Here is an 18,497-nt window from a genome sequence, read left to right as displayed (position 1 = left end):
TATGTATCAATATCACTGCATGAATCCAATCTCTGACGTAGGATTGGAAGAATTTACCGAAGAATACGTTCCGGTGAGCGCGCCGGACAACGCGGACGCGATCCTCGTAAGAAGCGCTTCTATGCATGAAATGGAGTTTGGACCAGATCTGAAGGTGATCGCCAGGGCGGGAGCAGGCGTAAATAATATTCCGCTGGAGCGCTGTACAGAAGAAGGAATTGTTGTGTTCAACACGCCGGGGGCAAATGCCAATGGAGTCAAGGAACTGGTGATCGCGGGGATGCTCCTGGCTTCCAGAGACATCATCGGAGGCATTAACTGGGTGGAGGAAAATGAGGAAGACGGAAATATCGCTAAAGATGCGGAAAAAGCCAAAAAACAGTTTGCCGGCTGTGAGCTGGATGGGAAAAAACTGGGGGTCATCGGCCTCGGGGCGATTGGGGTTTTGGTGGCTAATACCGCTATCCACTTAGGAATGGAAGTCTATGGTTATGATCCCTATATCTCAGTAAAATCTGCGTGGAATCTGTCCCGGAATATCCGCCACGCTTCTACGGTAGATGAACTATATAAAGAATGTGACTATATTACGGTTCATGTGCCGGCTACAGAAGATACCAGAGGAATGATCGATCAGGACGCGATCAGCTTGATGAAAAAAGGAGTTGTTCTTCTGAACTTCGCAAGAGATGTGCTGGTGGATGAGGAAGCGGTGATCGATGCGCTGGTATCCGGCCAGGTAAAGCACTATGTGACTGACTTTCCAACGCCGGTGATCGCGGGAGTCAAGGGGGCCATTGTGATCCCCCATCTGGGCGCTTCTACGGAAGAATCAGAGGACAACTGCGCCAGAATGGCTGTTCGGCAGCTGCAGGATTATCTGGAGAACGGCAATATCAAGAATTCCGTAAATTATCCCAACTGTGAAATGGGAAGGCAGGCCAATACCACCCGGATCGTACTTCTGCATCATAACGTGCCGAATATGATCGGACAGTTTACTAAGATTCTTGCCAAAGATAATATGAATATCGCGGACCTGACGAACAAAAGTAAAGGCGAATACGCCTACACAATGATCGATATTGACAACGATGTGCCAGAAAGTGTGGCAGACGACCTGCGGAAAGTGGGAGAAGTGCTGAGGGTCCGGATTATTCACTAATTCTTAATAAATCGTAATAAAACTTAATAAAATCTAAAGAGAACCTTCCTTGCGAAATCTGTCGAAAAAAGTTATACTGATTCTAACAGTAAGACGGGGAGAATGTACAGATGGACCAGGGGAGAAGACAACGAATCAAAAGCAGGCGCAGACAGGGGAGAGTAAGAACTTTGATCAAGGTTTTTGCTCTTCTTTTGTTGTGCTGTTCGATGCCGTTTTTATTAAAGACCGCTTCCGCCAATTCACCGGAAGCAGTGATCCGTATTTCGGTAAAAAGCGCTTCCATCCTCCAGGGAGAAGAGATGCCGGCAATGTCGGCGGAAGTTACGCTGGAAGGAGACGGGAAGCAGAAACTGGACGAGAAGGGGACCACGGCAGAGGATCTTCTGCAGCAATTCCAAAATGGCGAGGGGTATACCATCGTCTGTGAGGCGGATCCTAATACGGAGGGAGAATATACGGCCAATATCGTATTGAATGAAGATATCAGCCAGAAGCTGGAGACAGACTGGGCAGGGCTGGTCCAGATTCAGACGAAAGACGGAACTTTCCAGGTTAAGAACCCGGTAGGAGACTGGGATGGAAATAAATTCAAGAAATATGACGGAACTTACGTAACAAATGACTTTGTGGTATCCAAGGGAAAGACTTATTACTTTGGGGAAGACGGAGAAAAGGCGACTTCCTGGCAGACCATCGGCGAGAAGATCTATTATTTCGATGAGGACGGCGTTATGCAGACTGGCTGGCAGAAGAAGGAGGAGGACACCTACTATCTGGGAGAAGACGGAGCCGCCGTTACAGGCTGGCTGGATATAGAAGGCAGTACATATTATTTCCACCAGGATGGAAAGATGGCTGAGGGAACGGTATATCTGGGGACCATGCTGTGTGAGTTCGGTGAGGATGGGAAATTGGTTTCCAAGGAAGAAAGCAAAGTCGATCCCAGCAGGCCTATGGTGGCCCTGACCTTTGACGACGGGCCGGGAGACCGGACGGACGAGCTGTTGGAGCAGTTGGGGAAATATGATGCCCGCGCGACATTTTTCATGCTGGGCCAGAAAGTTTCCTCCCATCCGGAAGCGGTAAAGAAGATGAAAGAGATTGGATGCGAGTTAGGAAATCATTCTTACGACCACCCCAATCTGGCAAAGCTTTCCGCTGACCAGGTGAAGAAACAGATCGGGGATACGAATAATAAGATCAAGGAGATCGTTGGGGAAGGCGCTACAGTGATGCGTCCTCCTTACGGGGCGATCAGTTCCACATTGAAGGAAAACGCGGGGATGCCGCTGATTCTGTGGAACATAGACACGCTGGACTGGAAGACCCGGAATGCTAAGACGACGGTGGACATGGTGATGAATAACGTGAAGGACGGCGATATCATCCTGATGCACGATATCCATACAGAGAGCGTGGACGCGGCGATAGAGCTGATTCCCAAACTGCTGGAGAAAGGGTATCAGCTTGTGACGGTGTCGGAACTGGCGGCTTACAAGAACGTAACGCTGGAAAATGGCGCGAAATATACGGATTTTTAGATAAAAAAAGGAACGGGGCTGCTCGCCTCGTTCCTTTTTTCGATTTTAAGAATTATTATGCGCGTGTTTCTCCAAAAGCGTGTGGATACGGTCTGTAGGATTCAGCACATGGCTCATGGTAATGTCGTGATTGAAAGAGTCGATGATCAAGGCAATGAACTTGCTCATATCCGCCACTACAAAGTAAGGCTTTTCCTGTGTGACAGGAGGAAGATATGTCAAGTTGGTAGTGATGACCCGATCGATATAACCCTTCTCATAATATTCGTCAAACTTGTCAAAACCATTGGTAAAAAGACCAAAGGTGGTGCAGACAAAAACCCGGCTTGCGCCTCGTTCCTTCATTTGTCTGGCGACATCCAGCATACTTTCCCCGGAAGAGATCATATCGTCTACCACGATCACGTTTTTGCCTTTGATATCCTCTCCCAGGAACTCGTGGGCTACAATGGGGTTCTTGCCGCCTACGATGGTAGAATAATCCCGGCGCTTGTAGAACATACCCATATTTACTCCTAAAACGTTAGAGAAGTAGACAGCCCGATGCATAGCGCCTTCATCCGGACTTACGATCATCAGATGATCCTTGTCCACAGGAAGGTCTGGCTCAGCTCTCAGCAAAGCTTTGATAAACTGATAAGGCGGGTTGAAATTATCAAATCCGTGAAGCGGGATTGAATTCTGCACCCGCGGATCATGGGCATCAAAGGTGATGATGTTGCTGACACCCATATCTACCAGTTCCTGAAGAGCCAGCGCGCAGTCCAGGGATTCCCGTTTGGTCCGTTTATGCTGACGGCTCTCATATAGGAAAGGCATGATCACATTCAGACGATGGGCTTTGCCGTTGGCCGCGGAAATGACTCTTTTCAGATCCTGATAATGATCGTCCGGAGACATATGGTTTAAATGTCCGTTGACTGTATAGGTGAGACTGTAATTGCAGACATCCACCATAATAAACAGGTCTTTGCCGCGGATGGATTCTTCCAGGACGCCTTTAGCCTCCCCGGTTCCAAAACGGGGACAGCGGAATTTCAACAGATAGTTGTCCAACTGGTAATTAAAAAAAAGCGGGGATTCCAAAGACTCTTTCACCCGGTCTTTGCGGAACTTGACGATATAATCATTAACCTTTTTCCCCAGCTCTTCACAGCTTTCTAGCGCTGCGATTTTAAGAGGAGCTACAGGCAGCGCCTCTTCCATCAGTTTTATACTTGACATGGCAATCTCCTAAAATATATAATTTATACTTCTATTTATATCACTATTTCCTTTGCAAGGTCAATGATTTACATAGACTATTTTTTACAGGTACGCTATAATGAGATCGTAATAGAGAAAGGAATCTTTAAGTTTATGAAATACGGACATAAGATCAGCGAAGTAAAGCCAGGCAGTATCGGAGACGAACTGGAGATTCGGCCCGGCGACCGTCTGCTTTCTATCAACGGGCAGAAGATTGAGGATGTGTTTGACTACCATTATTATGTAAATGATGATTTTTTGACGCTTCTGGTGGAGAAAGCAGATGGAGAAGAATGGGAATTAGAGATCGAGAAAGATTATGAAGAAGACCTCGGCCTGGAATTTGAGCAGGGATTGATGGACGAATATCGTTCCTGCCGGAATAAATGCATTTTCTGTTTTATAGACCAGATGCCAAAAGGGATGCGGGAGACCTTGTATTTTAAAGATGATGATTCCCGGCTTTCCTTTCTGCAGGGAAATTATGTGACGCTGACCAATATGAGCGATCATGACATTGAGCGGATCATCCGTTATCACCTGGAACCCATTAATGTTTCGTTCCATACAACGAATCCGGATCTTCGCTGTCAGATGCTCCACAACCGATTTGCCGGGGAAGCTCTTAAGAAGGTGGATACCCTTTTTGAACACGGTATCCATATGAATGGGCAGATCGTACTGTGCAAAGGGATCAATGACGGGGAGGAACTGGAGCGCACTATCCGGGATCTGTCCCGTTATCTTCCGGTATTGGAGAGCGTGTCTGTGGTTCCGGCGGGACTTACTAAATATCGGGAGGGACTGTATCCTTTGGAAACATTCCAGAAGGAAGAAGCAGAGAATGTTCTGGATACGATCCACCGGTGGCAGGAGAGGTTTTTCCAAGAGCATGGCGTCCACTTTATCCACGCAAGCGATGAATGGTATCTTCTGGCTGAAAAGGAACTCCCGGAAGAAACCCGGTATGACGGATATCTCCAACTGGAAAATGGAGTTGGGATGCTGCGCCTTTTAGAACAGGAATTTGCGGAAGGTTTTCAGAAACTTCCGGGAGATGGAAGAAAAAGAGTTGTGTCTCTTGCTACGGGAAAGCTGGCCGCGCCCTATATCCAGGAATTGACAGAGCGGATCCAGGAGAAATACCCGGGAGTCCGGGTTCATGTTTATCCAATCCGAAATGAGTTCTTTGGAGAGCAGATCACCGTATCCGGTTTGATCACAGGAGGGGACTTGATCGCTCAGTTAAAAGGAAAAACGCTGGGGGAACGGCTGCTGCTGCCCTGTAATATGTTCCGGAGCGGGGAAGAAGTGTTTCTGGATGATGTTGCTTTGCCACAGGTGGAAGAGGCTTTACAAGTGAGGGCAGATATTGTAAAATCAAGCGGACAGGATTTGATAGACGCGGTCCTTGGATAAGGACCATTCCATAGAATAGGAGAGAGAACATGAGTAAACCGATCGTAGCTATCGTGGGAAGGCCAAATGTAGGAAAGTCTACACTTTTTAACGCGCTGGCGGGAGAAAAGATTTCTATTGTCAAAGATACGCCTGGAGTGACAAGAGACCGGATTTATGCAGATGTAAGCTGGCTGGACCGGGAATTTACCCTGATCGATACCGGAGGCATCGAACCGGAGAGCAAAGATATCATCCTTTCCCAGATGCGGGAGCAGGCTCAGATCGCCATTGATACGGCGGATGTGATCATATTCATCACAGACGTGCGTCAGGGATTAGTGGATGCGGACGCCAAAGTAGCGGATATGCTGCGCCGCTCCGGGAAGCCGGTTGTGCTGACTGTTAATAAAGTGGACAGTATGCAGAAATTTATGGCGGATGTATATGAATTCTATAATTTAGGGATTGGCGATCCCAATCCGATCTCAGCCGCCGGCAAGATCGGCCTGGGAGATATGCTGGACGCGGTCATCGCCCATTTCCCGGAGGCGGAAGAAGGGGAAGGAGAAGATGAGCGTCCCCGTGTAGCCATCGTGGGAAAACCAAACGTGGGGAAATCTTCGATCATCAACAAGCTGCTGGGACAGCAGCGGGTGATCGTGTCAGAAGTGGCGGGAACTACGAGAGACGCGGTAGACACAGATATCATGCACAACGGCAAAGAGTATGTATTCATCGATACGGCCGGACTGCGCAGAAAGAATAAGATCAAAGAGGAACTGGAGCGCTACAGTATTATTCGGACGGTGTCGGCGGTGGAACGGGCAGATGTAGTGCTGGTAGTCATCGACGCTACAGAAGGAGTTACCGAACAAGACGCCAAGATCACAGGGATCGCCCATGAGAGAGGGAAGGGCATTGTGATCGTGGTAAATAAGTGGGATGCCATTGAGAAAAACGACCGGACTATGCGGGAGTACGAGCAGGAGATCCGCCGGGTGCTCTCCTTTGTACCTTACGCTGAAATCATGTATATCTCCGCACAGACAGGACAGAGGCTGCGGCAGATCTATGATAAGATCGATATGGTCATTGAGAATCAGAACCTGCGGGTGGCTACCGGAGTATTAAATGAGATCATTATGGAGGCGGTGGCAATGCAGCAGCCGCCTTCTGATAAGGGAAAACGGCTGAAACTTTACTATGCCACACAGGTAGCGGTAAGACCGCCAAGTTTTGTACTGTTTGTCAACGATAAGGAATTGATGCATTTTTCTTATACCAGATATCTGGAGAATAAGATTCGTGAGGCATTTGGCTTCCGGGGAACCTCTTTGAGGTTTTTCGTGCGTGAGAGAAAGGGGAAAGAGAAGTAAAGATGGAACGGCTGGTTTGTGTGGCTATTGGTTATGCCTTTGGCTTGATCGAGACAGGATATATCTACGGCAGGCTGCATCATGTGGACATCCGGCAGAAAGGAAGCGGCAATGTGGGAACGACCAATGCCCTGCGTACTCTTGGATGGAAAGCTGGACTGGTCACCTTCCTGGGAGATTGTTTTAAATGCATCTTCGCGGTACTGCTGGTACGGTTCCTGTATCGGAATACATTCGCGGACAGCGGCATGCTTTCGCTTTTGTCCATGTACGCGGGATTGGGAGCGGTGCTGGGACATAATTATCCATTCTACATGAGATTTAAAGGCGGAAAAGGGATCGCCGTAACAGCGGGCCTGATCGCAAGTACTACCAATATCTGGATGATCTTGATCTGTATTGCCGTATTTGTGGGAACGGTAGCCGCAACTAGGTATGTGTCTGTGGGGTCGCTGGTGGTGGTCATCGTCTATATGATCGAGGTGATCGCATACGGACAGATGGGAGGATACAGCCTGACCGACGCTCATCTCTATGAGATGTATGGGATTGCTGTCTTCTTAGTGCTTTCGGCCTTCTTTAAGCACCGGGCGAATATAAAGAGGTTATTGAACGGCACAGAGAACAAACTGAGTGTAGGGAAACAGCCTTAGTAAGAAGGATGGTCAAAGTACACAGGAAAGAGATAAATAAGGAGGTAACAGGCTATGGCAAATGTAGGCATCATAGGGGCGGGAAGCTGGGGAACAGCTCTTGCGTTGCTGCTTCATACAAATGGCCATCAGATCACGGTATGGTCTTTCAGAAAAGAGGAGGCGGAGAGACTTTCTAAGGAAAGAGAGCATAAAAGCAAACTTCCGGGAATCAAGCTTCCTGAGGATATGGAATTTACCGGCGATCTGGAGAAGGCTGTGACCGGGAAAGATTTTATCGTGATGGCTGTTCCGTCTCACGCTGCTAGGAGCACGGCCCGCAAGATGAATCCCTATATTCAGGATGGACAGATTATTGTGGATGTGGCAAAAGGAATCGAAGAAGATACATTGATGACCCTTTCCCAGCAGATCGAACAAGAGATTCCGCAGGCAGACGTCGCGGTCCTGTCCGGCCCAAGCCATGCGGAGGAAGTGGGGAGAGGCCTTCCTACTACTGTGGTGATCGGAGCTAAGACAAAGAAGACGGCTGAGTACCTGCAGAGCATGTTTATGAATGAAGTATTCCGGGTATACACAAGTCCGGATATCCTGGGGATGGAGCTGGGCGGTTCTTTGAAAAACGTGATCGCTCTGGCGGCTGGTATTGCCGATGGAATGGGCTACGGCGACAATACCAAGGCGGCTCTGATCACCAGAGGCATTGCGGAGATCGCGAGACTTGGGGTGAAGATGGGCGGATCTATCGAAAGCTTTACCGGACTTACAGGCATCGGCGACCTGATCGTAACCTGCGCCAGCGTACACAGCCGGAACAGGAAAGCCGGCTACCTTATGGGCCAGGGAAAATCCATGGAGGAAGCCATGAAAGAAGTCAATATGGTAGTGGAAGGTGTGTATTCCGCTAAAGCCGCGGTGAAGCTGGGCGAAAAGTACGGCGTGTCTCTGCCTATCATCAATAAAGTCAATGAGGTACTGTTTAATGGAAAAGACCCGAAAGAAGCGGTCAATGAGCTGATGCTCAGAGATAGTAAAGCGGAGAACAGTTCCTTGGCTTGGAAAGAATAGCGGGACTTAAGAAAGCGGATTTTCATACTGCTGATTTTAGAATTTACCCTGCGGGAATCTGGGCATAAAAGTGCAATGTCTGATTCCCGCGGGGTGATTTGATTTACGGCAAAAGTATTTGGATTTTCCTTTATTGCGGGTTCTAAAGCGGGAGTCCCCTTCATACACTGTTATCAGCATAACAAGGGGGTATTAGAATGAATACGTTCCAACTCTACAAAGATATACAGGCTAGAACAAAGGGAGAGATATACATAGGAGTAGTAGGACCGGTGCGGACCGGAAAGTCCACACTGATCAAACGTTTCATGGATGTATTGGTACTCCCGCATATGGAGGATGATCACAGAAAGGCCCAGACCAGGGATGAACTTCCTCAATCCGCTTCCGGACGCACGATCATGACGACAGAACCCAAATTTGTTCCCAAAGAGGCGGCTAAGGTGCGCTTGTCTGAGGAGACGGAAGTTAAGGTGCGGCTGATCGACTGTGTGGGATACATGGTAGAAGGCGCCTCCGGCCATATTGAGGAAGGACAGGAGCGGCAGGTAAAGACGCCCTGGTTCGATCATGAGATTCCGTTTACCAAGGCGGCGGAGATCGGGACCCGCAAGGTGATCCACGAACACGCCACCATTGGGCTTGTAGTGACTACAGACGGGAGTATAGGGGAGATCCAGCGTGAGAATTACCGGGAAGCGGAAGGAAGGACGATCCGGGAGCTGCAGGAGATCGGCAAGCCGTTTGTCGTTTTGGTGAATTCCAGAAAGCCTCTGGGAGAGGAGGCGGGCAAAACCGCGGAAGAGCTGGAAGCGGCTTACGGGGTAAGGGCATTGCCGGTAAACTGTGAACAGCTAAAGGAAGAAGATATCTGCAGGATCATGGAAGCGGTACTTTATGAATTTCCGGTTTCAGAAGTCCAGTTTTTTATTCCTAAATGGGTGGAAATGCTGCCTAGAGACCATAAGATCAAACAGGATCTGGTGGAACATGTCCGTCGGATTTTAGATGACCTGGGAGAGATCAAGGATGCGGCTTCAGGTATTGAAACGCCTGAGAGCATTTACATAGAGGATCTGCGGATTGAGCATATTGAGATGGATACCGGCTGCGTACAGATCCGGGTGCGGATCGGAGAGAGCTTTTATTACGAGACACTCAGTGAGCTTACAGGGCTGCCGATCGCAGGTCAGTATGAGTTGATCGAGGCGATGAAGGACCTGTCTGCTTTGAAAGCGGAATATGAAGAAGTCAAAGACGCCTTTACCGCTGTGAAAATGAAAGGGTATGGAGTAGTAAGCCCGCGCAGGGAGGAGATTACCCTGGAAGAACCGGTGATCATCAAGCAGGGGAATAAATTCGGGGTAAGGATCCATTCAGAGGCTCCATCCATCCATTTGATCCGAGCTAATATTGAAACGGAGATCGCCCCCATTGTGGGGAATGAGCAGCAGGCTCAGGATTTGGCAGATTACATTAAAGAAAGAAAGGAAAGCGAGGGCGGTATCTGGGAGACCAATATTTTTGGCAAATCTATAGAAGAGCTGGTAATGGATGGAATGAAAAATAAGATTTCTATGATCGGCGATGCCAGCCAGGAGAAGCTGCAGGATACGATGCAGAAGATCGTCAACGACAGCAATGGGGGACTGGTCTGCATTATTATCTAGTTTTCATTGCATTATTCGACCAAAAGCGTTAAAATGCTACTATATGGGATACATTTAGAGAAAGCACGGAGGTACAATATGAGAATTGCAATTCTTACAGCAAATACAGATATTTATAGAGAAAAAGAAGAAGACAAAGCCGGGACAGTAATCCGTAAGCTGGTGGAAGATGCTGGAAATCATGTCGTGTTTCAGAAAGCGCTGCCTACAGACCGGGAGGTTCTGGCTACTGTGATGCAGAGGATGGCAGACAATCATCTGGCGGACCTGATCCTGACCACTGGCGGGGCGGGGTGCGGGCCGATGGACTGTACGCCTGAAGCTACTATGGATGTGACAGAACGGCTGATACCAGGAATTTCGGAAGTGATGCGGATCCATATGATGAAGCTGACCAAGAGATCTATGTTAAACCGTGGGATCGCTGGGATCCGGGGAGATGTAGTGATCGTAAATCTCCCGGGAAAAGCGGGAGCGGTAAAAGAATGTTTATCTTATCTGCTTCCGGAGATCACCCATGCTGTGGAAGTGGTGAAGGGAGAAGCATAAGCGATGAAGGTGACTTACTTGGGGCACAGTGGATTCGCTGTGGATCTGGGGAGAAACATGCTGGTCTTTGATTATTACAAAGGGGAGCTTCCTGCCAAGGCAGTTGACAGGAAGCTTTATATATTTTCCAGCCATGTACATTATGACCATTTTCAGAGGAAGATCTTTGACTGGGCGAAAGACTATGATGTGACTTATATTTTATCCGATGATATCAGATCGTCGGTGGAAAAAGGACAGGCGTTGGAGGGAAAAGTGCATTATATCGGCCCTAGGCAGACGCTCCAAGCGGACGAGATCTTCGTTCAAACGCTGCGTTCCACCGATGAAGGAGTAGCTTTTCTGGTGAACGCAGAGGGAAAGACGCTTTACCACGGGGGCGACTTAAACTGGTGGCACTGGGAAGAAGAAAGCCGGGCATTTAACGAGATGATGAAGCGCAATTACCAGTATGAGATCCGAAAGATCGAGGGGACGCGGATCGATGCGGCTTTTGTCCCATTAGATCCAAGACAGGAGGAGCAGTATTACTGGGGGATGGATTATTTTATGCGGCATACAGATACCAAAGTGGTTTTTCCGATGCATATGTGGGGAAGGTTTGAAGTTTATGACTGGCTGATGGAAAACCCGGAGGCCGCCGGATATAAGGACAAAGTGATGCAGATCACCCAAACTCCCCAGGAATTTGAATTATAAAGGCAGAGTGGTCTGAAAGAGTGAGAAAGACCAAAATAAAACTGTATAGAAAAGGAGAAAAACTATGCACGTAGACATTTATACAGACGGGGCGGCCAGGGGAAATCCAGATGGCCCCGGAGGATATGGAACCGTTCTGGAATACCGGGATTCTAAGGGAGAGCTCCATACCAAGGAAATTTCTCAGGGTTACCAAAAGACCACCAATAACCGGATGGAGCTGATGGCGGCCATTGCCGGACTGGAAGCCTTAAATCGGCCCTGCCAGGTAGATCTCTATTCCGATTCCAAGTATTTGGTAGACGCCTTTAATCAGAATTGGATCCAGGGATGGATCAAGAAAGGCTGGAAAAGAGGGAAAAACGAACCGGTCAAAAATATCGATCTCTGGAAACGTCTTTTGAAAGCCAAAGAGTCCCATCAGGTGACCTTTATCTGGGTCAAAGGGCACGACGGCCATCCGCAGAATGAGCGCTGCGATGAGCTGGCGACGACCGCGGCGGATGGAGAGGAGCTGATTGAGGACGTAGTAAAATGAAAAAAGGCTACGTCCCAAATTGACCTCAAGGGTGTACCAAAATGAAAAATGGGGTGTACCCGATTGATTATTCTTTGATTTTGTGATAAAATCTAAAACCGCGAGTAAGACAGGTAATCGCAGCTGCATGTGCCGAAAGGCCGCAGGTGAGGAAAGTCCGGGCTTCACAGGGCAGGATGCCGGATAACGTCCGGTGGAGGCGACTCCAAGGAAAGTGCAACAGAAATGTACCGCCTTCTCTAAAGGGAGGTAAGGGTGGAAGGGCAGTGTAAGAGACTACCGCCCTGCCGGTAACGGCGGGGGCACATGTAAACCCCATCCGAAGCAAGGCTGAATAAAGACGATGTGGCGGCCCGTCACGTCTTAGGTAGGCTGCTGGAGTCTGCTGGCAACGGCAGGCCTAGATAGATGATTACCCACGACATAACCCGGCTTATCGTCTTGCTCGCAAGTTTATTCTAATGCTTTATCATAGGCTAGTTTTCCGCTTCCCTGGAAAACGATCACTCCACGTTTGACAAATCCGTTTTTTTCTAAAATATGCTGCATCCGTTTGTTTGGAAAATCTGTGTCAACCCGGATGCTTGCGATCTGATTGTCAAGGCAAAGTTTCTCGATCAGGCGGAAAGCGACATCAGCCATACCCCTCCCTCTGAAATCTCCATGGAATGCCCTCCGGTGTACGACGGCATAGGGGGCTTTCGTGTGCCATTCTCCTTCGATATTATTATAAGCAGGTTCCCCGTCAAAATCGACACACATGTAGCCGGCGATCCGGCCGTCCGCTTTGATCACATACCCTTTTTGTGCCTCAATATCATCCCGGATCGTATCCGGATTAGGATAGTCTTCGGTCCATTGTGTGAATCCCTGTTCTTTCTGAAAATTTCGCCCCATCGCTATGATCTCTCAGCAGGTTTGCAGCTCATCCGGGCGCGCCAGTTCTAATGTATACATGTTTCGTTCTCCTTCCGTAAATATCTTGCAGAATTTCTTTCTTCTACATATAATAGCATTATATAATAATTAAAAACAATTTAAAGATAAATAAGTAACGATTAAAAATAATTTAAGTGTGGAGGAAAAATGGAATTAAAGTATCTGAATACATTCCGCACGGTGGTGGAGACGGGAAGTTTTAGAGCTGCCGCGGAAAAGCTGAATTATACCCAATCGGCCATCACTTTCCAGATGGGTCAGTTGGAGCGGGAATTATCTGTGAAATTGTTCGAGAAATCCGGGAGAAACATGGTCCTGACCCAGGCTGGAGAACTGTTGGTCCCTTATGTGGATGAGGTGTTTCAGTCGGTAGAAAAACTGCGGTATTTTGAAAATGATCTGGCCGATTGCCAGGGGAGCATCCATATTGGAGTAGGAGAGACGCTGCTGTGTTACAAGATTCCCACCGCGCTGAAAAAGTTCTGTCAGCAGGCGCCAAAGGCCAAGATCTATCTGCGCTCCATGAACTGTTACGATATCCGGAATGAATTGCTGCGGGGAAGTTTGGATCTGGGGATTTTCTATGAAGACATCGGCGGCTTCGGTTCCGGTCTGATCACCTACCCGATCGGCGCCTTCCCGCTGGTACTGGTGGCCTCGCCGGAGACCAGGCGCAGGTTCCCGGATTTTGTGACGCCGGATCAGACGCTTTCGGTCCCTTTGGTCATTAACGAGCCAACATGCGTATTTCGGCAGATCTTTGAAGAGTATTTAAGGAAAAAGTCTATTACCCTGGATCATACGATTGAGATGTGGAGTATTCCCACGATCAAGAATCTGGTAAAAAGCGATGTGGGGATCTCGTACCTTCCTGAATTCACGGTGCGGGAAGAGTTAGAAGCAGGTGAGTTGGAGGAAATCCCCACAGAGATCTCGCACAACAGGATCACAGCCGTATGCGCCCATAATAAGAATAAGTGGATCAGTCCCCTAATGCGTCTGATGATCGGGCTTTCCAGCTCGATCGCGTAAGAAATAAGAAAGGAAAAGCACGGCCGCTTGATGTCTGACGGCCGTGCTTTTCTTTTATGATCAATTATCTTCTGTGGTATTTTTCTTCGCAGTATTTGCAGCGATAGACTTCATTCTCCGGATCTGTCAGTACAAAGACATGGTCCAGGCCCTGCTCGATGGAAGTGATACACCGGGGGTTCTTGCAGCGGATCACATTGGTGATCTCTTTGGGAAGATGGAGACATTTTTTCTCTACGATCTTACTGTCCTTGACAATATTTACCGTGATATCGTGATCGATAAAACCAAGGATATCCAGATCCATAAAATCAATGGGACATTCAATCTTCATAATATCCTTCCGTCCCATTTTACTGCTCCGGGCGTTCTTGATGATAGCCACACAGCAGTCCAGTTTATCCAGATGGAGGTATTTATAGATATCCATGCTTCGTCCGGCCTGAATGTGATCCAGTACAAACCCCTCTTCAATACGTCCAACGGTCAATGTATTCTTTACCATAGTTTCTGGCCTCCTTTTTATACTTCAATCTCTAACAGTGTCAGGATCAGCGCCATTCTTATGTAGACACCATATTGGGCCTGTTTGAAATAAGCGGCTCTTGGATCATCGTCTACCTCTACGGATATCTCGTTGACCCTTGGCAGAGGATGGAGAACATACATATTCTCAGGAGCAAGCTTCATTTTCTTCCGGTCTAAAATATAGAAATCCTTCATACGCACATAATCTTCTTCGTTGAAGAAACGCTCTTTCTGCACGCGGGTCATGTAGAGCAGATCCAGATTCGGAAGCGCGTCTTCAAGCCGGACTACTTCTTCATAAGGGATATTCTTCTGATCCAGCACATCGGAGCGGATATAACTTGGGAGACGCAGCTCCTCTGGCGAGATCAGCACGAAACGAATCCCCGGATAGCGGACCAGAGCGTGGATCAAAGAATGGACGGTACGGCCAAATTTTAGGTCTCCGCACAGACCGATGGTCATGTTTTCCAGCCGGCCTTTTAAAGATCGGATGGTCAGAAGATCGGTCAGGGTCTGGGTGGGGTGCTGGTGGCCTCCATCCCCGGCGTTGATGACCGGAATCCTGGAATGTTTGGCGGCAACCATAGGCGCGCCTTCTTTATAATGCCGCATAGCGCAGATGTCCGCGTAGCAGGAAATGGTGCGGATGGTGTCGGCGACGCTCTCCCCTTTGGCGGCGGAACTGGAGTCGGCGGTAGAAAATCCGAGTACATTTCCTCCCAGATTGAGCATAGCCGCCTCATGGCTGAGCCGAGTTCTGGTGCTTGGCTCATAAAAAAGGGTGGCCAGCTTCTTCCCATCGCAGGCGTGGGCGTATTTCCCTGGATTTGCCTCAATGTCGGATGCCAGATCCATCAATTGGTCTAATTCTTCCACGGAAAAATCCAGTGGACTCATTAAGTGTCTCATAAAAACCTCCTTTGAAGATGTATCAATATTCCGTTGCTGTTTTGGGATATTGTGAATTTGGAATAAAAATAGAAAATAAAAGATTTCAACTGAAAGAGTCGGGAAAAGAAAAGATGATCTTTACGCAAAAGAACAGGAAAAGCGGCCGGACTGGCCATCTTATGTTTGTACTGACGCATCATTTTCCCTCCTCCACTGAAAATCTTTCATACATCATATACTAAATGTGAAAGATTTTCAATGTCTGGAGAGAATTTTTTCAAAGAGAAGTCCCGCGCCGAACCATAAAGGCGCATAGTCCAGACGGATCAAACCGTTGATATTGCAGGGGGCGCCGCTGTAATTCCACGGGCAGGCGTTAAACTTTCTCAAGAAGGAGCCGGTAAGATATTCCGCGCAAAAGATACAGCATGTATACACACCTCCTCTGAGTATCAGGCTTCTTCCTTCCAGGCGTTTGCAGAGAGGAGAGAGAAAGCTGGCCATTCCGTAGATGGGAAACATCCAGATGGAAGTGTTCCCCGTAAGGGTAGGGTTTTCCCGACGCAGAGAGTGCAGGCCGGTAAACAGGATTTCCATACACCAGCCGGTGGTCCCGCAAGTCAAAAAATCATGTCTCATATTTCTAAGTATGGTTTGCAGAGGTAGATTTTATGCGGGAAATGTATTATAATACAGCGTAGTTCGCAAAAAAGGAGATATATCATGGCATCATTAGGAGAATTAAGAGAACAATTAGACCTTGTAGACGATCAGATCGTAAAGCTCTATGAAGAGCGGATGCGGATCTGCCGGGAAGTGGGAGAATATAAGATCAACAGCGGAACCAAGGTGTTTGACCGTCAAAGAGAGAAGGAAAAGCTGGCAGACGTGGCAGGGAAGACTGCCACAGAGTTTAATAAAAAGGGGATCCAGGAATTGTACCAGCAATTGATGTCCATGAGCCGCAAGCTGCAGTACCAGCAGCTGGTTCAGGCTGGGGCCCTGGGAAGGCTTCCCTTTATCCAGATCGACTCTTTGGATAAAGAAGGCGCAAGGATTGTATTCCAGGGGACGGAAGGGGCCTACAGCCAGGCCGCTATGCAGGCTTATTTCGGCCCAGAATGCAACAGTTTCCATGTCAGGACCTTCCGGGATGCCATGAACGCGATCGAAGAAGGAGCGGCCGATTACGCGGTGCTTCCCATTGAGAATTCCACCGCGGGAGCGGTGGCGGAGATGTATGATCTGCTGGTAGAGTTTGAAAATTATATTGTGGGAGAGACCATTATCCCGATCACCCATACGCTGGCCGGACTTCCGGGGGCAAGCCTGCAGAATATCAAGAGAGTGTATTCCAAGGCGGAGGCATTGATGCAGACATCCAGATTTCTGGACGAACACAGCGATTGGCAGCAGATCAGCGTATCCAATACAGCCATTGCCGCCCAGAAGATCTTGGAAGACGCAGATACGAGCCAGGCGGCGGTGTGCAGCGCTTACGCGGCCAAGATCCATGGTCTTGCCGTGTTGGAAGACGCGATCAATGACGATAAAAATAATTCTACCCGGTTTATTGTAGTCACCAACCAGAAAGTTTTCTTAAAGGAAGCCCGCAAGATCAGCCTGTGTCTGGAACTGCCCCATGAGAGCGGCTCCTTGTACCACCTGCTGTCTCATTTTATTTATAACGACCTGAATATGACCAAGATCGAGTCTAGGCCGATTGAGGGCAGAAGCTGGGAATATCGGTTTTTCATAGATTTTGAAGGGAACCTGGGAGAGGCGGCGGTGAAAAATGCTCTCCGGGGATTGCGGGAAGAGAGCCGAAGTTTAAAGATACTGGGGAACTATTAAGGGAAGAAGGCGACTTTGATGAGAGTAAATGAATTGATGATCTATAAACATATGGAGGAGGGAAAAGCTTTAAAGGATATGGCTTTTCTCATGGAGAACTATGACAGTGATTATTACAATCAGGAAGATCTGAAAGGCCTTTTCTTTGAGACGGCAAATCAGATCTTGGAATTGTCGGTCAGCCATGGTTTCGAGGGAAATCTGTGGCATACTTATCTGACTTTCCTTTTGGCGAACCATGAGAATGCTTACAGTACCTCCTGCGAGATCGTAGGGAAAGTGGAAGGAACTATCAATGAGGCGGCGCTTCATGATTTCGCGATTTTTAAAGAGTTGTTTGACTACGATTTCGGGAAAATGGAAGAAAAGCTGGGGGCAGGATGTATTTCAATATTGTCCCATTATCAGGGGACCGGCAGCCGCGGAAAAGTTTTCAATCAGAGGATCAGGGACCGGATCTGTGAGCTCAGCGTCCATCTGGCTGCGGCGGGAACAGCAGAAGGGTTCAAAGATATCCTGACCCAGTTTTATAAAGAATTTGGGGTGGGAAAGCTGGGACTCCACAAGGCGTTCCGCATCCAGCATACAGAAGAAGGAGCCAAGATCCTGCCTATCACTAAGATCGCCCATGTCCATCTGGATGATCTGGTGGGATATGAGACCGCCAAGAGAAAACTGATCGACAATACAGAAGCGTTTGTCAAGGGAAGGAAGGCCAATAACTGTCTGCTCTTTGGAGATGCGGGGACGGGCAAATCTTCTTCCATCAAAGCGATCTTAAATCAATATTACGACCAGGGACTGCGTATGATCGAAGTCTATAAGCATCAATTCCAGGATCTGAATTCTGTGATCGCCCAGGTGAAAGATCGGAATTATAAGTTTATTATTTATATGGACGATCTGTCTTTTGAGGAATTTGAGATTGAATATAAATACCTGAAAGCGGTGATCGAAGGCGGGTTGGAGCGGAAACCGGACAATATCCTGATCTACGCTACGTCCAACCGGCGCCACCTCATCCGAGAGACGTTTCGTGATAAAGAAGAACGGGATGAGGAACTTCACTCCAACGATACGGTCCAGGAGAAATTATCTCTGGTGGCAAGATTTGGAGTTACGATATATTTTGGGAAACCAGATAAAAAAGAGTTCCAGGAGATCGTGCGGCAGCTGGCCAGAAGAAATCAGATCCGGCTTCCGGAAGAAGAACTTCTCAAAGAAGCAAATAAATGGGAATTAAGTCACGGAGGGCTGTCCGGCAGAACGGCGCAGCAGTTCATTGACTACCTGGCGGGAACTATGGAAGCATAAGAGCGGGAACAGCAGAGGAAAGAGG

The 18,497-nt window shown here is 48.2% G+C and carries 19 protein-coding genes and 1 other RNA gene; 14 read left to right on the top strand and 6 right to left on the bottom strand.

Going from position 1 to position 18,497, the window contains the following annotated elements:
• Position 1: 1 nt before the first annotated feature.
• Complete coding sequence (locus tag FND36_09905) at positions 2 to 1,165, top strand: 3-phosphoglycerate dehydrogenase (GenBank protein ID QDW74316.1); 1,164 nt, start codon at positions 2 to 4, stop codon at positions 1,163 to 1,165.
• Between the two features lie 110 nt (positions 1,166 to 1,275).
• Positions 1,276 to 2,709, top strand: a complete 1,434-nt coding sequence (locus FND36_09900) for a polysaccharide deacetylase family protein (protein ID QDW74315.1) — start codon at positions 1,276 to 1,278, stop codon at positions 2,707 to 2,709.
• Between the two features lie 45 nt (positions 2,710 to 2,754).
• Here the strand turns inward: FND36_09900 and FND36_09895 are convergent, their stop codons facing one another.
• Positions 2,755 to 3,933 carry a ribose-phosphate pyrophosphokinase gene (locus FND36_09895; protein ID QDW74314.1) on the bottom strand — a complete coding sequence of 393 codons (1,179 nt, stop codon included), beginning with the start codon at positions 3,931 to 3,933 and terminating at the stop codon, positions 2,755 to 2,757.
• Positions 3,934 to 4,068: 135 nt separating this feature from the next.
• On the opposite strand from FND36_09895, the gene FND36_09890 reads away from it, so the two are divergent.
• The 5 genes from FND36_09890 to spoIVA all read left to right on the top strand — a co-directional run bounded on the left by FND36_09890 (position 4,069) and on the right by spoIVA (position 10,125).
• Positions 4,069 to 5,376, top strand: coding sequence for a DUF512 domain-containing protein (locus FND36_09890; protein QDW74313.1), 1,308 nt, complete (start codon positions 4,069 to 4,071; stop codon positions 5,374 to 5,376).
• Positions 5,377 to 5,405: 29 nt separating this feature from the next.
• Positions 5,406 to 6,734 carry a ribosome biogenesis GTPase Der gene (locus FND36_09885; protein ID QDW74312.1) on the top strand — a complete coding sequence of 443 codons (1,329 nt, stop codon included), beginning with the start codon at positions 5,406 to 5,408 and terminating at the stop codon, positions 6,732 to 6,734.
• A 2-nt stretch (positions 6,735 to 6,736) separates the two neighbouring features.
• Positions 6,737 to 7,387, top strand: coding sequence for a glycerol-3-phosphate 1-O-acyltransferase PlsY (gene plsY / locus FND36_09880; protein ID QDW74311.1), 651 nt, complete (start codon positions 6,737 to 6,739; stop codon positions 7,385 to 7,387).
• A 54-nt stretch (positions 7,388 to 7,441) separates the two neighbouring features.
• On the top strand, positions 7,442 to 8,455 hold the full coding sequence (locus tag FND36_09875) for an NAD(P)H-dependent glycerol-3-phosphate dehydrogenase (GenBank protein QDW74310.1): 1,014 nt from the start codon (positions 7,442 to 7,444) through the stop codon (positions 8,453 to 8,455).
• Between the two features lie 197 nt (positions 8,456 to 8,652).
• Complete coding sequence (spoIVA, locus tag FND36_09870; GenBank protein QDW74309.1) at positions 8,653 to 10,125, top strand: stage IV sporulation protein A; 1,473 nt, start codon at positions 8,653 to 8,655, stop codon at positions 10,123 to 10,125.
• Between the two features lie 28 nt (positions 10,126 to 10,153).
• Here spoIVA and FND36_09865 read toward each other — a convergent pair whose 3' ends face one another.
• Positions 10,154 to 10,216: a hypothetical protein gene (locus FND36_09865; protein ID QDW75602.1), complete on the bottom strand. Its 63-nt coding sequence runs from the start codon at positions 10,214 to 10,216 to the stop codon at positions 10,154 to 10,156.
• On the opposite strand from FND36_09865, the gene FND36_09860 reads away from it, so the two are divergent.
• The 4 genes from FND36_09860 (at position 10,204) to rnpB (ending at position 12,363) form a co-directional block, all read left to right on the top strand.
• The gene (locus tag FND36_09860) at positions 10,204 to 10,674 is read left to right on the top strand and encodes a MogA/MoaB family molybdenum cofactor biosynthesis protein (GenBank protein ID QDW74308.1); all 471 of its coding nucleotides are present in this window, start codon (positions 10,204 to 10,206) and stop codon (positions 10,672 to 10,674) included. The two genes, FND36_09865 and FND36_09860, sit on opposite strands and share 13 nt — an antisense overlap.
• 3 nt (positions 10,675 to 10,677) lie before the next feature.
• Positions 10,678 to 11,373 carry an MBL fold metallo-hydrolase gene (locus FND36_09855; GenBank protein ID QDW74307.1) on the top strand — a complete coding sequence of 232 codons (696 nt, stop codon included), beginning with the start codon at positions 10,678 to 10,680 and terminating at the stop codon, positions 11,371 to 11,373.
• 64 nt (positions 11,374 to 11,437) lie between these two features.
• Complete coding sequence (rnhA, locus tag FND36_09850) at positions 11,438 to 11,911, top strand: ribonuclease HI (GenBank protein ID QDW74306.1); 474 nt, start codon at positions 11,438 to 11,440, stop codon at positions 11,909 to 11,911.
• A gap of 101 nt (positions 11,912 to 12,012) precedes the next feature.
• An RNA gene (rnpB, locus tag FND36_09845) (RNase P RNA component class A) lies at positions 12,013 to 12,363 on the top strand.
• A gap of 1 nt (position 12,364) precedes the next feature.
• Here rnpB and FND36_09840 read toward each other — a convergent pair.
• Positions 12,365 to 12,808 (bottom strand): GNAT family N-acetyltransferase, encoded by a 444-nt coding sequence (locus tag FND36_09840; protein QDW74305.1) that lies wholly within the window; start codon positions 12,806 to 12,808, stop codon positions 12,365 to 12,367.
• A 189-nt stretch (positions 12,809 to 12,997) separates the two neighbouring features.
• Here FND36_09840 and FND36_09835 point away from each other — a divergent pair, with 189 nt between their 5' ends.
• Positions 12,998 to 13,882, top strand: a complete 885-nt coding sequence (locus tag FND36_09835) for a LysR family transcriptional regulator (protein QDW74304.1) — start codon at positions 12,998 to 13,000, stop codon at positions 13,880 to 13,882.
• Between the two features lie 64 nt (positions 13,883 to 13,946).
• Here FND36_09835 and FND36_09830 read toward each other — a convergent pair whose 3' ends face one another.
• From FND36_09830 to FND36_09820, 3 genes are all read right to left on the bottom strand, one after another.
• Complete coding sequence (locus FND36_09830) at positions 13,947 to 14,387, bottom strand: aspartate carbamoyltransferase regulatory subunit (GenBank protein QDW74303.1); 441 nt, start codon at positions 14,385 to 14,387, stop codon at positions 13,947 to 13,949.
• A 17-nt stretch (positions 14,388 to 14,404) separates the two neighbouring features.
• Entirely contained in the window at positions 14,405 to 15,322 is a 918-nt protein-coding gene (gene pyrB / locus FND36_09825) for an aspartate carbamoyltransferase (GenBank protein ID QDW74302.1), read from the bottom strand.
• Between the two features lie 237 nt (positions 15,323 to 15,559).
• Positions 15,560 to 15,943 carry a hypothetical protein gene (locus FND36_09820; GenBank protein ID QDW74301.1) on the bottom strand — a complete coding sequence of 128 codons (384 nt, stop codon included), beginning with the start codon at positions 15,941 to 15,943 and terminating at the stop codon, positions 15,560 to 15,562.
• An 84-nt stretch (positions 15,944 to 16,027) separates the two neighbouring features.
• On the opposite strand from FND36_09820, the gene pheA reads away from it, so the two are divergent.
• Positions 16,028 to 17,158 carry a prephenate dehydratase gene (gene pheA, locus FND36_09815; GenBank protein QDW74300.1) on the top strand — a complete coding sequence of 377 codons (1,131 nt, stop codon included), beginning with the start codon at positions 16,028 to 16,030 and terminating at the stop codon, positions 17,156 to 17,158.
• Between the two features lie 18 nt (positions 17,159 to 17,176).
• A complete protein-coding gene (locus FND36_09810; protein ID QDW75601.1) occupies positions 17,177 to 18,472 on the top strand; it encodes an ATP-binding protein in 1,296 nt (431 codons plus the stop codon).
• Positions 18,473 to 18,497 lie beyond the last annotated feature (25 nt).

The sequence above is a fragment of the Lachnospiraceae bacterium KGMB03038 genome, from assembly GCA_007361935.1.
Classification (GTDB): Bacteria; Bacillota; Clostridia; order Lachnospirales; family Lachnospiraceae; genus Massilistercora.
This window is presented reverse-complemented; position numbering and strand designations above follow the sequence as displayed.